Annotated in this window: 18 protein-coding genes; 2 read left to right on the forward strand and 16 right to left on the reverse strand. The window is 41.1% G+C overall.

Annotation, left to right across the window (positions count from 1 at the left end):
* The first annotated feature begins 51 nt into the window (after nt 1–51).
* Complete coding sequence (gene ku, locus DNHGIG_RS00220) at nt 52–939, forward strand: non-homologous end joining protein Ku (RefSeq protein ID WP_282197771.1); 888 nt, start codon at nt 52–54, stop codon at nt 937–939.
* Nucleotides 940–1,230: 291 nt separating this feature from the next.
* Here ku and DNHGIG_RS00225 read toward each other — a convergent pair whose 3' ends face one another.
* Together DNHGIG_RS00225 and DNHGIG_RS00230 are read right to left on the reverse strand one after the other, a co-directional pair.
* Complete coding sequence (locus DNHGIG_RS00225; RefSeq protein ID WP_282197772.1) at nt 1,231–1,680, reverse strand: hypothetical protein; 450 nt, start codon at nt 1,678–1,680, stop codon at nt 1,231–1,233.
* 461 nt (nt 1,681–2,141) lie between these two features.
* Entirely contained in the window at nt 2,142–2,447 is a 306-nt protein-coding gene (locus DNHGIG_RS00230) for a hypothetical protein (RefSeq protein WP_282197773.1), read from the reverse strand.
* Nucleotides 2,448–2,815: 368 nt separating this feature from the next.
* Between DNHGIG_RS00230 and DNHGIG_RS20885 the strand changes: the two genes are divergently transcribed.
* On the forward strand, nt 2,816–2,908 hold the full coding sequence (locus DNHGIG_RS20885; RefSeq protein ID WP_439647757.1) for a stalk domain-containing protein: 93 nt from the start codon (nt 2,816–2,818) through the stop codon (nt 2,906–2,908).
* Between the two features lie 150 nt (nt 2,909–3,058).
* On the opposite strand, the gene DNHGIG_RS00235 is transcribed toward DNHGIG_RS20885, so the two are convergent.
* The 14 genes from DNHGIG_RS00235 to DNHGIG_RS00300 all read right to left on the reverse strand — a co-directional run bounded on the left by DNHGIG_RS00235 (nt 3,059) and on the right by DNHGIG_RS00300 (nt 14,744).
* Nucleotides 3,059–3,385: a hypothetical protein gene (locus DNHGIG_RS00235; RefSeq protein WP_282197774.1), complete on the reverse strand. Its 327-nt coding sequence runs from the start codon at nt 3,383–3,385 to the stop codon at nt 3,059–3,061.
* Between the two features lie 262 nt (nt 3,386–3,647).
* The gene (locus DNHGIG_RS00240) at nt 3,648–3,863 is read right to left on the reverse strand and encodes a hypothetical protein (RefSeq protein WP_282197775.1); all 216 of its coding nucleotides are present in this window, start codon (nt 3,861–3,863) and stop codon (nt 3,648–3,650) included.
* Nucleotides 3,864–4,398: 535 nt separating this feature from the next.
* A complete protein-coding gene (locus tag DNHGIG_RS00245) occupies nt 4,399–5,349 on the reverse strand; it encodes a hypothetical protein (protein WP_282197776.1) in 951 nt (316 codons plus the stop codon).
* Between the two features lie 260 nt (nt 5,350–5,609).
* The gene (locus tag DNHGIG_RS00250; protein WP_282197777.1) at nt 5,610–6,110 is read right to left on the reverse strand and encodes a restriction endonuclease; all 501 of its coding nucleotides are present in this window, start codon (nt 6,108–6,110) and stop codon (nt 5,610–5,612) included.
* Between the two features lie 131 nt (nt 6,111–6,241).
* A complete protein-coding gene (locus DNHGIG_RS00255) occupies nt 6,242–6,376 on the reverse strand; it encodes a hypothetical protein (protein WP_282197778.1) in 135 nt (44 codons plus the stop codon).
* Nucleotides 6,377–6,404: 28 nt separating this feature from the next.
* Nucleotides 6,405–7,214, reverse strand: coding sequence for a hypothetical protein (locus tag DNHGIG_RS00260; protein ID WP_282197779.1), 810 nt, complete (start codon nt 7,212–7,214; stop codon nt 6,405–6,407).
* A 792-nt stretch (nt 7,215–8,006) separates the two neighbouring features.
* On the reverse strand, nt 8,007–10,730 hold the full coding sequence (locus DNHGIG_RS00265) for a phage tail tape measure protein (protein WP_282197780.1): 2,724 nt from the start codon (nt 10,728–10,730) through the stop codon (nt 8,007–8,009).
* The gene (locus DNHGIG_RS00270; protein WP_282197781.1) at nt 10,731–11,111 is read right to left on the reverse strand and encodes a hypothetical protein; all 381 of its coding nucleotides are present in this window, start codon (nt 11,109–11,111) and stop codon (nt 10,731–10,733) included.
* The gene (locus DNHGIG_RS00275; protein ID WP_282197782.1) at nt 11,083–11,376 is read right to left on the reverse strand and encodes a hypothetical protein; all 294 of its coding nucleotides are present in this window, start codon (nt 11,374–11,376) and stop codon (nt 11,083–11,085) included. Before DNHGIG_RS00275 ends, DNHGIG_RS00270 begins: the two co-directional genes overlap by 29 nt.
* Nucleotides 11,377–11,434: 58 nt before the next feature.
* Nucleotides 11,435–11,704 carry a hypothetical protein gene (locus DNHGIG_RS00280; RefSeq protein ID WP_282197783.1) on the reverse strand — a complete coding sequence of 90 codons (270 nt, stop codon included), beginning with the start codon at nt 11,702–11,704 and terminating at the stop codon, nt 11,435–11,437.
* Between the two features lie 101 nt (nt 11,705–11,805).
* Nucleotides 11,806–12,078, reverse strand: coding sequence for a hypothetical protein (locus DNHGIG_RS00285; protein WP_282197784.1), 273 nt, complete (start codon nt 12,076–12,078; stop codon nt 11,806–11,808).
* A gap of 151 nt (nt 12,079–12,229) precedes the next feature.
* On the reverse strand, nt 12,230–14,113 hold the full coding sequence (locus DNHGIG_RS00290) for a hypothetical protein (RefSeq protein ID WP_282197785.1): 1,884 nt from the start codon (nt 14,111–14,113) through the stop codon (nt 12,230–12,232).
* A gap of 33 nt (nt 14,114–14,146) precedes the next feature.
* Nucleotides 14,147–14,359 (reverse strand): DUF5659 domain-containing protein, encoded by a 213-nt coding sequence (locus DNHGIG_RS00295; RefSeq protein WP_282197786.1) that lies wholly within the window; start codon nt 14,357–14,359, stop codon nt 14,147–14,149.
* A 58-nt stretch (nt 14,360–14,417) separates the two neighbouring features.
* Nucleotides 14,418–14,744 carry a hypothetical protein gene (locus DNHGIG_RS00300; RefSeq protein WP_282197787.1) on the reverse strand — a complete coding sequence of 109 codons (327 nt, stop codon included), beginning with the start codon at nt 14,742–14,744 and terminating at the stop codon, nt 14,418–14,420.

Raw genomic sequence — 14,744 nt, forward strand, 5'->3', positions numbered from 1 at the left:
TTTTCTACAACGTATTTGGGGAATTTTATGGATAAGAAATGGGGGATGGTTATGAGGTCGATGTGGAAAGGAAGTATCAGCTTTGGTTTAGTCAATATTCCGGTTAATTTGTATAAGGCTACAGAAGATCACTCCACCAGTTTCCGTAGCCTTCACGAAGAATGCCGTAGTCCGATCCAGTATAAAAAGTGGTGTCCAGTGTGTAACCGTGAAATCGCCAACAATGAAATCATACGCGGATATGAATATGCACCAGGGAACTACGTCGTTCTTACGGACGATGATTTAGAAAAATTGCCTTTACCAACCTTGCGCACGATTGAGATCCTACATTTCACCAATAAAGATGACATTGATCCGATATACTTCGAAAAAGCGTACTATATCGGGCCTGGCGAGTTTGGAGCCAAACCATACAAGCTACTTCATGATGCGATGGCGGCTACTGGCAAGGTAGCAGTCGCCAAGGTAGCATTCCGTACAAGTGAGCATTTGGCAGTGGTTCGATTACACAACCGGGGACTTGTGTTGAATATGATTCATTACCCGGATGAGGTTAGGAAAGTAGAAGGAGTACCGGGGATCACGGAGATCGATCATATTGCGGTCAATGAAGAGGAACTTGAGATGGCTAAAACATTGATTGAGCAGATCAGCGGAGCCTTTCGAAACGACTATAAGAGTAACTATCAGGAAGCTTTAAAGGAACTCATTAACGCTAAAATAGAGAATGTCGAAATCGAGTCGCCAGTCTCTCCACGAGCTAACAATGTAATTGATCTCATGGATTCGTTAAAAAGAAGTATTGAACGAATGAAATCACAAGCAGATACGTCAGAAAAAGCGATTGAAGCAACGGGGACTGATGTAGGAACGGCTGTTGATCCGTCTCATGCTGCCCTAGAGAAACCTAAGCGGCGTAGACGGAAGAAGGATTGATGAGTAATAAGAAGCATTCCAGAGTTTGCGTTCGAAGCATTTTCACGCGCACGCTTCTCGACAATTGTTTCAGTCGGCAACGATAGTAGCAGCGACGTACGACACGTTTCACATCATCGAGTGATTAGTGATTGCGCATTGTCCAGTTCACGCAGTAACTTATCGCGTTCATATTCGGTCATTGGTGGTGGCCTCCAATCATGTGTCCCGTGAAATTGGTCAAATTGTTATTATGCGGCTGATCTTCATTCAACCTCTCCTGCCCCGACGATTTCGGTTGTTGGGGCACAATCATTTATGAGAGTGTTCAATATTCTTCGTAACAATGTCGTAGTACAAATCAAGTTCATACATCGTTCTAGTATCTTTATATACCTCCCAATATGGTTTTTCGTATCTATAAGTCTCTCTGTCGAACCGATTGTGTGATGACCTATCTTCAGTTACAAAAATTTTCTCAACACCTCCAAACTGATAATACGTTAAATCAATAATGATACTTTTTTTCCACTCCAACCAAGCATGACTTTGATGTATGAGAGAGCTGCAATCAGTTCCACCAACAACCTCCAAATTTTTATACCCCAACTCTATAAGATACCTTTGTAATATCCAAGATGTGTCCTGACAACAACCAAAAGGGAAATCGTTATACGGGAATCGAAGATCAGGTTTAGCTTTTATAATTGCATCATGAAACGTTTGTACTATTTTCTTCATCACTTCAATATCCGCTGACATTTCCTAACCTCCAACTTGTACTTACTCCAACCTGAACATTTCGCCCTGCTCCACGATGAGCACATAAATCGAATCCAACGCATACTATTCACCACGTTCGATGATATACGACATGGCATATACCCGATCCAAATCTCAGCCAACACGTCAACTTGTTCGACTACATCGATTAATATGTAGTCGTGTGATTCGTCGTAAAATAGCGGCTGAGTCATAACTCCTCTAGTTGGGTACGATGGTTAATCACCTCCTTTTCTTAGCAGCTAACGCCCATAACACTGCAAAAAATATAATACTCAATATGACACCTGACACGAAAAGAAACACATTTTTATATCCGAATATTAGTAAAGATACGATTACATGAACTGGGCCTAAAAATATCGACAGTAATAGTTTCACTTCCCAATCCTTCTTCAATTTTGTACCTCCTTTTTATAATTCGTTCGACTTTTCTCCTTTCACACGCCGGATTGATCCCCATTCACCACAATTGAAATTAACAACGTTACCACTTGTAAACGTGATAGTTTGCCTACAGGATCAAGATTGATATGATCTTCATTTAACTTCAACTCATCGACAATATAAAGAGATGCCGCTGTTTTTAAAAATTTTATGGTTTCTTCTACACTTTCTTCGTCGTCAAGCTTGAAATGTCTGGTAGCTACATGTTGAACCGCTTTGGCAATTACATTTTCACCAATTATGTGTTTCGCTTTCTCAGTAATGTCACATTCAATACTCACTACCAATGAACGATCCAACTCAATTTCCTTTGCAAACTAAAAGTTTTCGGTGTAGATAGTGATGAAACAACGTGCCTTCGGATGAATAAGGACGGTTCTCTTGAGCGGATGTAATACCAACTCCCCTTAATGGTGGGGAGTTTTAGTTGATTTTTATAGTGAAAAATTACATACATTTCAATATAATGGTTACATGGGGTAATTTCTCTGAATAGGAGTGATATTATGAGAGTTACGCCACTTGGTTTGACTATGGCCAGCATGATATGTATAGGGGTTTTAAATGCTGGTGTTGGTTATGCAGATGCGCAAATCAATGTAATATTGAACGGAAAGAGTCTTGAGTTTGTTCGACCCCCTGTCATCATAGACGGGAGGACACTGGACTGGTTCCTTTACGATCTATAGCCGAAGCACTTGGAGCTAATGTCATTTGGGATCCTAAAACAAAGACGGGAACAGCCCAAAACATAAAATAAAAAACCGATAAAATCGAGTTAAGCTCCCACATAATATTTAGGGAGATATGATTGATATAGTCGATATATTTCAAAAGAAATCCTTAAACCAATAACCCACCGAGCAGGCGGCCAACCTTACGCGGTGGGTTTTCTGATTATTAAACCACATCATTGTTTCGCTTTTAACATCGCTAGAAAATCAGAATGATATTCGGGATCGATCGCCATTGCAACATGGATACATCTATTTGAATCTTTTCCGTAGATAAATTGACCTTTGCTAGCATTGTATTGAAAACCGTGTCTATAAGCAAGTGAACATGTCTTAGCGAAGTATTCTGCTTTCTCTATTGCCAATTTATAGGAATCGAAAGACACAACAGGGCCTCCTCCTCCCGCTCCGCTATGAGGGCGTAATTCTATGGTGTATTTACCATCAGTAGTATCATTTACTACAGCAACATGATAGAAAGTGTCTTCTACAGGGATTAACATTGTAACAATCATCTCCCTTGTATATACTTTATTAAATTATATTACATTTTAGTAGATTAATAAAACACACTCTATTTCACCTAATTCCATATCGGCTAATTATCTTTTTGGTAAATGACAGGCGGCTACGGCTGGCGATGCATAATTACGTCGCTTGTCAGGTCACAGGCAAATTCACGCACTGGATATGGTGCGGTTGAAGTCAAAGTCTTTGCAAGTGTGCCGATCCACCCAAACACTCGCGCAAATAAATAACCGCCCGTTAATAGGCGGCTTCGGGATAAAAGTAAACGCGGTGGATTCGCCTATCGCGACTATACGTTTTACCATTGACGACGAACGTTAAATCGCCATTTTGCTCCATTTCACCGACATCGATAATTTGTCTTGTGCTGGAATCTACGACAGCGACAGGTAATCGACATGAGGTGACGAAACGAAAATCGTCGTTCGCGGTTAATTCTGTTCCCAGTTTCATGTTATCCCCTCCCTTTTGAAATGATTGTTATATTCTCATTATTCCTTATACGCACAACAATATACCAATTTACATATAACCATTTGGTGCCGTGGATTGGAATTATCCAGTCCACCCACGAGATGGTTATCGTCTCGATGCTGAATAGGTAAGCGCAACCGAACGGGCAAGGTGTCATCCCTACCTTGCCTTTTCAGCATTATTTTTTACGTGAAACGGGATGAAATAATTGAAAATGTGTGTATTATGAAAATGGATATTTGTATGGTGTGGATTCGCGTGGAGAGTTTCGTCAACAAATAGATATAGAAACTGGCGAACTGATCGGTGAACGTGAATATCGACCACATATCTACTTGAAACCTGGTGAATTTGCGGTAAAAATTGACGCAACGAAAAAACGGCGAAAACAACATTTTCTTAAATATATTGACGAGATTACATTGCCGTTGATTGAAGAAGATAAGATTTCAACATATGAGTGTGGCGTATTGTTAAAATTATTGCACTTGGTGGATCTTTCATATGTACACCTCTATACTCGAAACCTGTCGCTCAATTCTTGTTCATCCAACTTCAATATATCCTTTTCATCTTTATATGCTATCAAATCACGGAAATATTGCGAGAACAAGTCTAAATTGAATATTTGCTTAATGTCCTCAATTTTAGCGTATACAATCTTGTTGAATCGAGCATAAAACAAGGCGATCTGTTTAATTTCTACCGGAAAATCATCGTCGTACTCAGATAATAAGTAATACCCGATAAGCTGCCATATCTCGTTCTCTTTGTAATCATAATATTTTGATGTTTTAATGTCGAATATCGTATTACCTATGATGAAATCGGCATCTGCTCCCCCAATTTCGCGGCTATATTTTTTGAATATAGGATTCAGTATTATTGACTTTTTAGTTGTAAAATAATGAGGAATTTTTTCAGTATACGTGATTATATTTAGTAAATCCTCGACATCTTCTTCTTTTACATGTAAATAATTTTCGTCCCTTATTTTTCCCGATCGATAATAATGCTCACAATAAGCTAATATAATAGAACCTCTAACCAACTCTCTCTCAGGAATGTTTTCACCATTTATATAATCACTTCTCGTTTTCCAAATTTCATTGACCTCTTGTTTCAATAATTCAATTTCTTCGATACGCTTCTCTTCGTACTTTCCAGTCATCACCAAAGGTACAATTTGCCCTTCCAAGCCTAAGAGTCCGGATTCAATTATTGAGCTAAGTTCATGTTCAATGAATAATCCATTCAATCGCTGTATATAAGCTCGGAACCAAAAGTCGTATGCCGTCCCCACGACAGTCCAATCGTAACCAGGAACAGGTTTAACTAATGGTCTGATATATTTAGGGAACGCTTCTTTGCCATCTAGCGATTTAAACAGATGTTTTATATTTGGGATGACGCTAAACAATTTTATTACAGTTTGATTATTATTTAACATCGAAGTTAGTGACATTTGCGCCCCTACCTTACTAGTTTGATGTAACATTCAGTATATCAAACAATGGAATTATCGGGTAGATTCTACCCAGTTTCGAAATGGCAGTGAATGCTAAGAATGAATCGGTGGAGTGTATTAGAGAAGTTAAATAAACACGGATATTGAACAATTGGTTGAAGAAGAAGAAATACCGCCACAGTATGCCGTTGCAGAGGCGGTTTGAGCGTTGCTTGAATGCTCATTATTTAGCATGTACAGAATACGGATGGTAATCCTCAGCTATGCATAGGAGTTAATTCTCGGCTTCTCTGCTTATTTACTATAGCCAATTCATCGATTAATCGGTTCCTTTCCCAAAACTTTACGCACGCACTTTCTGCGATACGTTTGGCTTTGGGTGTTAAATAGTTGTTCGTAATCACAATCATTCGCTTTGCACCGTAATATTCTCGTGCTCGAATAACTTCTTCTACCGAACTTGCACCTACTTTATAATTCCATCGTTCTGCCTGAATCACAACACAAACGCCACTAGGTTCTCGACCAACGATATCGGCACCGTGGTCGCCTGATCTAGGGGTTATCTTCACATCCCACCCGACTTTCTGAAAGTGAAAAAACATCCGTTTTTCAAAGTCAAACCCATCCTTCTTATCTATTTCACTTAACCTAGCAGTTAAAATTCGTACTCTTCTACACGACGTTGGTAATGAAGTAATTGCAACGTCGGCAAGTTTAATTAAAAGATAAATAGAATCGGAGCAACAAAAAATCATTTTTTTCGTAATCCATTCATAAACGAAATATCCGATACTTGAAAGTAGTTATACTTTATTTACAATGTCGAATAAACTCTATCAAAGCCCTTTTTATCTCAAAAAAAAAGACACCCAGATTAGGATGCCGATTATGCATGCTTTTTCAGTTTTTCTTTCTTTCGGGGGCTACCTACGACCGGTTTGTCACTTCTCACAACAATTTTGGTATACTTTCTGCCTTTTTTTGTTCGAAGGGTCTGATTACTTAACATTTTTACTGCCATATTAATCTCCTCCTTCGGGTTTATCCTATTATACCAAAGCATTTGGCACTTTGTCCAAATTTGCTAACAAATGCAGTAAAGAAGTCGAAATTTCAAATTCCTTTTGTTTATCTGGTTTAACGAACCCCTCTTTCATAAAAAGGATTCCAACACCAAACTTAAACTCACCTATGTTTCGAATGAACGCAAATTCTTTAGCTTCTGTGTCGTAAGATTTTAGGTCAGTGAGATAATGAGTATTTTTTCCTCGCTTTGTAACCCCAGTATTAATGATTTCAAGTACGTTCTCAGGAACAGAGTAACCCAAAGAAATACCAACCCATGTATAACCATCCACGCCTTCTTCATCGGCTTTTTTAGGTCGAACCCAAACACAAAGAAAATCGCGCTTGTTTTCTATAGAGAAGATTTCTGAAAAACCTTTTTCAAACTTCTTCAAGATTTCGAAAACATCATCTTGAATATCTTCGTCTTGATTACGCTCTAATTTTTTGATGATTTTTTCAATCTCTTGCTCACAAAGGAGAGTTACTAGTTTCTTTTTCCCTGTCCGTTTAAGATATTTAAGATATACGTAATAAATTCCATAACAAATAATATGTAAAAAAAGAAAAGTTGCTAATATGTAGAGCCATTGAAACAATGGTTGATTTTTAACTAATCCCCCCAATTTAACCCACCATACAAAAGGTAAACTGATCCAGGATTGAATATTGTCACTAATTGTGGCTAAAGAGTTCTGAGCCCTTGCCCACATAATACCAAAAAGAGTACTGGAACCTATACCGGTAAACCATTTCCATCCTTTTTTCCAATATTCTTTAATTTGCTCTAGCAAGCTTGTACCTCCTTTCAAAGGTAACACTTCAAAATTAGCAAAAAATGAGATTGATTTCAAATAAAAAATAACCCACTAAAGGGCTATTTGAACAGTCTCAAGATTCTAGTAATGAAGGATTCTTCCTTCAGAAGAGTTGGAATGGGTTTGCTGCTCTGCACCACTACCAGATGAATTTTGTCTCCCGATTTTAAATTAATAACGCTCCGTTCTAGAATGTTGATAATTTTTGTTTTTTTCATACTATCTCCACCATTCCTCAGATTTAGCACATAATATTAGTCAAATTTTTATATCATCATTACTCTTCATTCTGTACGTGTTATAATCCATCAAAACGTGGTACAGAAATATTTTCCACTTGTTGTCGCTTTTTCGCAAATTCTTCCTCGCGAAGAAAAGCCCACAGAGCGTTTAATACAGATCGATTCATCATCACCTCTAAATGAAACATTTCTATGAGCTTACTTCTTGGTCGATTAAAATATGCGACCGATGCAACATTTAGATATATCGAATCGTATATTTTTTAAATTGTTAATATTGATGAAAACGATTAATTACGAAAGTTGCACATTACGCCAATTTTCTCATCGCAACATACAAATCGGCATTATTATAATTAACGGCGAGCACCCACACCGGAGTATTCGCCGTCAGTTCACAGGCAAAAAACACCACACGGACATTTCACTGGTAGTGGCGTGTTCAAATGGTATAGAATTGAGAAATGCGATTCCTCCGTTACGTGCGCGGTTGTATAGGTTTTACCCGTGCAACACAATACCTCCTTTAATTAAACACCAACCTGTTCGGCCCAATTGGACGTGACATGTTATTCATACGCGTATTCACGCCGAGACGACGCATCACAGCATCAGCAATTTGGTCAGGGCTTTGATTTGCACCGTTGATGTGGAATGTGATGTACGTATCTCCTCCACTACCAAATCCACCATACCGATCAAACGTATCAGGTACAGCAGCGTTCGCAAGTTGATTGGATGCGCTTTTCACCATATGCGCATGATCATTGATACCCAACGCCATCCCCTGCGCAACAAATTGACCGTAAGTACGCATCAACCGAGATGGACTTTGAATGCCTAATGCTTTACGAATCGGAGCAGGAACAACATCATCTATCCATGCACTGATTTTACTTTTCAACCATCCCCACATCGATTGAATACCATTCCAAATGCCCTCAACAATGTTATGACCGATAGTAGCCATCTTATCTGGCAACGATTTAAACCAATCGACCATCTCGTTGAATTTTTGTTTGATCCACTGCACCCATTGAGCAACGTGCTCTCGTATATGTCCGAAATTCGTTTTCCACGCTGCCCATAACAACGCGATGATAGCAATTACTCCCAAAATAATCCAGCCCACCGGCCCTAATGCGATTAACCAACTAGCCGCCATACGTACTGCTTGCACAGCTAATTGCGCCGCAAATTTAGCAACACCAGCACCTAATTGCGTAATCGCCAATAATACGCGCCCACCCGCTTGCATTGCGATAGTACCGAATCTTAGGAACGCGGAACCGGCTCTTGATAACAATCCAGGCAGTTTAGATATTCCTTGCAACGCTTTACTACTGATAAATTTACCCGCTGCCATTACACCCTTACCAGCAGCCGCAAATGGAGCAGCTAATCCCATCCTCATGCCTTTGGCGATTAGGCCGGCTGGTTTGGCTATTTTTTTGGCGCCCGATACAGTTCCTTTGATTCCCTTGCCGATGCCTTTGATCAGGCCTACGGAGCCTTTACCAATGCCACGACCGAGAAATTTGGTTGCGCCTTTAAGTCCCAATACTTCAAGCGATTTCGACAGCATACCGACGATACCAGCAAGTGAAATCAATGCACCGCCAAACGTCAACGCACTTGCAGCTGCGAGCGAGAAAAATTTCGTTGCTTTCGGGTGATCGTTAAGGTATCCCATGAACTTGGATAGCAACGTATTTACTTTGACCAGTACGGGAACCAACGACTCCATGAGCGGTTTGCCCAATTGCTGACCAATGGTTTGCAAGTTACTTCCCGCGATGTGTAATTGGCCGTTAAAACTGTCACGTATCACACCAATTTGATCATGCAACGACTTCTGGATATTCATCTGTTGCATCAATTGCTCGTACATATCCTTGTGACTGCTAATTATAGCGAAGTCTTGCCCTTGCTCCCCGAATATCTTGTTCATCAGCGCCGCCCATTCAAGTTCACCGCCGGATAAGGTTTTACCGGTTAGCAATTTAGACTGTTCCTGAATGTGTTCCAGCTGATCTTTAGATAATTGCGATGCGTAATTAGTGTGTACGCCTTTCGCGATGAACTCATCGTGCTTCTGTGATAGGATATTAACAATATCGCCATAAGATCGAAGACTGTTCTTGTCCTTCAATAGCGCAGCGTAATCAATACCGGTGATCTCCATTTTGCCCGATTTCAGCTTATGACCGTGTATCCCACTGATCAAACCGGCATCAGCCATCGCTTCGAGTTGTTTCGATCCGGTTGCGGTGCCAATATACTTGAATGGATTGATGCGCTCCGCAAAATCTTTGATATGCGTACCGGCCATGCTTCCTTCGACCCCTGCACGCGCCTCCATCAACGTTGCGATTAAGTTATCCTGCTCTGTCCAGCCGAGATTCTTTACAACTGGCATAGAATACTTGAACGCTTCCCCAATCGACTCTGAATTAGCATGTGTGATATTGATACCGCGATACATCATATCCGCAAATTGCTGCATACGCTGAATATTCTGACTGATACCGGCATCGTCAGCCATACGCGCGAAGTTGTATGCGGTCTGCTCGGCGCTTGACGACTTACCCATTCCCACCTCAACTTCGGCCAGGTACGTTGCTTCCGGTACGATCTTCTTCAGCGCATCAAGCTGAACACCAGCGTGTGCTAGTTCCAAATTGATTTTGTATAAGTCTGTTTTTCCGAAAAGCGTAGTCTGCGACAAGTCCTGCGCCATCTTATCGATTTCTTTCAATTTGGCGCTGGTCTGATCCAGTCCATATACTCCACCCAACTGAATCTGTGCCATCTGCACGTCACCGGCTGATTTTGCGAGCTTAAACATCCCGTAATCAACGGCGACTCCCGCAGCGGCAACGGCTACACCACCCAACGCCACTTTCTTAAACTTTTCGTATGACGCAGTAAGCGCATCTAGTTTCTTTTGTTGCTCTTCAGCCGCGTCCAATCCACGAATTGCGGTGCGTAGTTGTTGAAATGATAACCCAGCATCTTTGGATTGCTGAATCAGTTTGGACAGTTTATTACGTCGATCCAAATCTTCGAATGCCTGCGTGATCTTATCGATCTCGCTTGCGGATGTACCTAGCGCCTTTAGACCACGTTGCATATCCGCGATCTGTTTCTGTGCTAACGATGTTGTTGCCGAGACTTGTTTGAATATCGGTGTAAAATAGTCAATTGCCTTTATCGCAACCGACAATTCAAACGCCTTTTCCATCCCCATCTACATCACCATCCTTTCGATATGACGGAAAACCAATTCTGCAACTGCACTTTCCACCCGATTACGTAATCGAATAGTCGCCTGTTCCATCTTTTCGCTTAAACGTTCCAAGCGTTCGCTCAATTCATCAACCTCGTGCATTTTCTCAATGAACGATACCGGATCATCGAGCATACGTTGCCGCATCATTTGGCTTTCACGTAACGCTGCATCGGCTTCATCGCGGACTTTCGTCTCATCTGAAACGTCAAGCCGGATACTATCAATGACGCGCCATCTGAATCCTTTACGGCGTAACAACATAAAGTCAATTGTATGATTGCGATTCTCTTTGATTTCGATTTTTTCACGATCATTCAGCATAACAGTTTGTCTGATCATCAAATTCACCACTCTCCCAAAATTCAGGTACTAGGTAACAACTCTCAAACCCACATACGTCCACATCATGCCGGCAACTGCGATAACCCATTTGCCATGCTCGTAACTTTGCGTGCATCTGTGCTTCCTCTAGTGCCGGACTCAATTTGTTCGAAAGACCTTGCAGCGTGAACGTGTCAATGGTTTCGTTTGAATCAATCAACGCGACATCAGCGTTCCATTGCCCATCAACCCAAAACATCCGGTATTTAATAACCGTTTGCATCACCCCTTTCAAGCGCAAATGAAATACGACCCACCACGCACATAAGTAGGTCGTAAAATCACGCGAGATATTTAACACCGACGATATCTAGCTCGGGATAACCGTATATCAAAGATTCGATCATAACGTGGCCGTTCTCCACAAAATCTTTGGCCTCAAATAGTCCTTCGTTTAGTGCTTTGTGCATGGCATCTTTGAACAAGGTACGACGATACGTTTTAGCAATCGTCCGAAGCACCTCACCCGATCCTAGCTCGACCAAACGAATCAAACTAAACCAATTGCCTCTTTCGTCGGTGTGCATTGAAACACTCACGCAAATACGCATCTATACACCCCCCAGCGTGCGCATATATGCCCAAAATTGCCGAAAATCCAACGTAGCTACGTTGATTTTTGACCCTAACTTTTCACGGACGACTTATAACACTACGCCCGTTTTTTGCGCCGTTTCGCAGCTAATTCACGCGCCGCATTTCGTTGCTTCTCACTCGGCCCTTTCGATGCAAATAGTCGCACTTGGCTTGCGGTTAGGTACGCATCCACCGCACGAACCGTTCCTCTGCCATCTTTATCGACTTTCTTCACGTCGCCAATCTCCACGATCTTCGCGATATGCTCCTTCACCGATGACCAAACGTGCCAGCGGTTTTCTAATTCGTCGTATCGCAATATCGTTTCGCGTTCCTCAATCGGGTACATCAAACCACCTCCAAATAAATAAGCCGCCACCGTTTAGATGACGACTTGATTGCGTGAATATGAAACATTGTATATTTCCATGTATTTACAAAAAGTTTCCCCTGTTTTCTATATAATATATAGAAATGAGGGGAAAGTTTTTGGGAGTATTTTACAACAACTGAAACTTGTGATACTTTGTGCTATCGTTCACGATACGTATTCCATGCGAACAAAACACTTCATTGATGATATTTGAGTGTTCTTTCCAGTGCTTACTGATGAAGCGTGAAAATGGCTTGCCGCACAACTTATTTGCTGTGTGTGAACCGTAACCCCGTTTCACCAACTCAGCATGCACTTTAACAGCCCACTCCGCAGCGATATCTTTGATTCGTTCGTCTGCCTGTAAATCAACAAATCGCACATTGTCGTCACCTAATCCAAACACCAAACGCACTTTATCCATCCATTCCGTTCGATTAGTGTATATGAGAATGACCACTTTTCCAGTTTCGTTGAGTTTGCGCAACGATGTTCGATGTATGATTTGCACCAATTCAGCCAGTACCATTTGCTCGAAAACACGTTGAACTCGTTCATCCTCAAACCAACGATCATATACTTTTTTGCGCCCGATGCCTTGACAATTAATTATATTTATGTTAATATTAGGTGAGTAGATTGATATTGCTTTAAGTAGGTATGCACTTGGTTGGCGAATCGGCATACTCAACAACGCCATAATGTCGTATTCAGCCAAATCGTTTAACCCGACAACGTTTAATAAGTGTAGAGCCATATTCTCGTCATCATCGTAGTTGCTTACGGACTTAAAAAACTTTTCGTATTGTTCATCTGTAATGACACCGTTGTTTCTATATTTTTTGATGTCCGACTTATTCGGTAATGCAATAAGTCGGCTATTTTTTTGTTCAACGTTGCTTCGAATTTTTCCGATATCGGCAGCAATCGTATCATGTACATTTTTATCTTTCTTTTGGCGTGATCGTGCGCCTGTATTGATGTTTTTAAACTTAATGGATAACCGACTGTTGTAATCGTGATAGTTAGCCACTTCCTTCAATTCAAAACCACCACGATCATACAGCAACGATGTGATGTGTGCCGTACCGTCGAGAATCAAGATGTTCCCGAATTTGCGGTAATCGATCCACTCCGCACACAGCAACTTGTTTTGAAATATTGCTCCCACACCATCCTCGTTAAGCAACCGTTTGAACCACTTGAACCGTTTCAAACTTTCCGGTGACACGCCTTTCACACTTTCTAAGTTGTCCATTACCTTCTGTAATCTTTTCTCATCTTCTGTACCCTGAATCCGACGAATGAGTCTATAGTTTGTTCCTGACGTATTCTGCGACAATTCTTCGGATACAAGTGATGAAATCAAAGCACGTACCACACTCGAATCCATATTTTCGTTGTCGATGTTCTTCACCATTTCGTCAAACCAATCCACGCAGTTATTTTCCTTACCCACATCGAAAATTGCCTCATTCGTGAACTGCGGCATTTCATCGATGATGATTAACCTTTTGATACATTGCTTGTCTCCGTAGTCATCAACCAGACAGTAATGTTCGAATACCTTAAACGAATCCGGATCAAGCACCGCGATGTTAGCGAATCGTTGTTGGGTCATACATACGATGCGGTACATGCGTAAATCAGCAACGACATCACTCACATTGTCACTTTCTACGCATTGGATTGCGTTGGTGAAATTGTGTTGCGTAGCGTAATCATTGACTTGCTTATATAGCGCATCCATTGTTCTGGTGTTGTTGAAAACAAGCAATAATGCTACATCGTGTTTTTCAGATAGGATCATATTACAGAGCGCCGTCAATGCTGAGGTTTTACCGTGGCCAGGCGCAGAATTACATACCCAAGCTAAATCGTTATGCGTGGTGCTTTGATTGACAAAATTAGCGATGACATTGAACGTTTCGGTGAATGCTCGTTCGTGCAACGTTTTGACGTGATTGGGTGATAGGTACTGTTCGACTTGTTTGATATGGGTAATGTGCATGATCAGTCAACCTCCGTAACGTCCATCATTAGTTTAGCGCTTTTCACGACTTTTGCGCCGTTGTTTGATGACTTCATTCATCGCATCAACAAATTCCGGTGTGTTTTTGAAAATGAACACGTTCAGACGTTCATCTTTTTTGTTCGGCTCGGTGCGTAACAACGCGAATCCACGTGTCATCAATTCACCAGCAATATACATGTTCAACACCGGAAAGATATCGTGCTCCTCGTTGAATTGGATCATTCGAGATTCCTCCCTTTCAAAAACGATAAGATAAATAGAAAAGGCTGACCGCGAACGATCAGCCCCGTTTAAACAACAAAAGCCGCCCATCTTTGCAAATGAACGGCTGATAATATTCCTTCACTACTTTTTCAATTTCCTTGACTAGTGCATCATCATGATCACCACGAGCCATGATTTGCTTAAAATCGATCAAATACAGTTTCGGTTCCATACCATCATCCTCCAACTCGAATGGTGTGCAATAGTGTTCACGTATAAGCATTGCGATATCATCGAGATATTTCCCATCCACGACACAAACGCCGAGTTCATCAAATCTGTGCTGTGTTTGACGGGAAGTAACTAGGTTCGCTTTTTCCGGATTGATAAGTTTAACACGCAT

The organism is Collibacillus ludicampi, assembly GCF_023705585.1.
GTDB classification, from domain to species: Bacteria; Bacillota; Bacilli; order Tumebacillales; family BOQE01; genus Collibacillus; species Collibacillus ludicampi.

What these genes read in the sequence shown, in the direction of transcription:
- DNHGIG_RS00300 (WP_282197787.1), bottom strand. Translation starts at nt 14,744, where the DNA reads ATGCGTGTTAAACTTATCAATCCGGAAAAAGCGAACCTAGTTACTTCC.
- ku (WP_282197771.1), top strand. Translation starts at nt 52, where the DNA reads ATGAGGTCGATGTGGAAAGGAAGTATCAGCTTTGGTTTAGTCAATATT.
- DNHGIG_RS00275 (WP_282197782.1), bottom strand. Translation starts at nt 11,376, where the DNA reads ATGCAAACGGTTATTAAATACCGGATGTTTTGGGTTGATGGGCAATGG.
- DNHGIG_RS00245 (WP_282197776.1), bottom strand. Translation starts at nt 5,349, where the DNA reads ATGTCACTAACTTCGATGTTAAATAATAATCAAACTGTAATAAAATTG.
- DNHGIG_RS00255 (WP_282197778.1), bottom strand. Translation starts at nt 6,376, where the DNA reads ATGGCAGTAAAAATGTTAAGTAATCAGACCCTTCGAACAAAAAAAGGC.
- DNHGIG_RS00235 (WP_282197774.1), bottom strand. Translation starts at nt 3,385, where the DNA reads ATGTTAATCCCTGTAGAAGACACTTTCTATCATGTTGCTGTAGTAAAT.
- DNHGIG_RS00240 (WP_282197775.1), bottom strand. Translation starts at nt 3,863, where the DNA reads ATGAAACTGGGAACAGAATTAACCGCGAACGACGATTTTCGTTTCGTC.
- DNHGIG_RS00225 (WP_282197772.1), bottom strand. Translation starts at nt 1,680, where the DNA reads ATGTCAGCGGATATTGAAGTGATGAAGAAAATAGTACAAACGTTTCAT.
- DNHGIG_RS00290 (WP_282197785.1), bottom strand. Translation starts at nt 14,113, where the DNA reads ATGCACATTACCCATATCAAACAAGTCGAACAGTACCTATCACCCAAT.
- DNHGIG_RS00295 (WP_282197786.1), bottom strand. Translation starts at nt 14,359, where the DNA reads ATGATCCAATTCAACGAGGAGCACGATATCTTTCCGGTGTTGAACATG.
- DNHGIG_RS00265 (WP_282197780.1), bottom strand. Translation starts at nt 10,730, where the DNA reads ATGGGGATGGAAAAGGCGTTTGAATTGTCGGTTGCGATAAAGGCAATT.
- DNHGIG_RS00270 (WP_282197781.1), bottom strand. Translation starts at nt 11,111, where the DNA reads ATGATCAGACAAACTGTTATGCTGAATGATCGTGAAAAAATCGAAATC.
- DNHGIG_RS00285 (WP_282197784.1), bottom strand. Translation starts at nt 12,078, where the DNA reads ATGTACCCGATTGAGGAACGCGAAACGATATTGCGATACGACGAATTA.
- DNHGIG_RS00280 (WP_282197783.1), bottom strand. Translation starts at nt 11,704, where the DNA reads ATGCGTATTTGCGTGAGTGTTTCAATGCACACCGACGAAAGAGGCAAT.
- DNHGIG_RS00250 (WP_282197777.1), bottom strand. Translation starts at nt 6,110, where the DNA reads ATGATTTTTTGTTGCTCCGATTCTATTTATCTTTTAATTAAACTTGCC.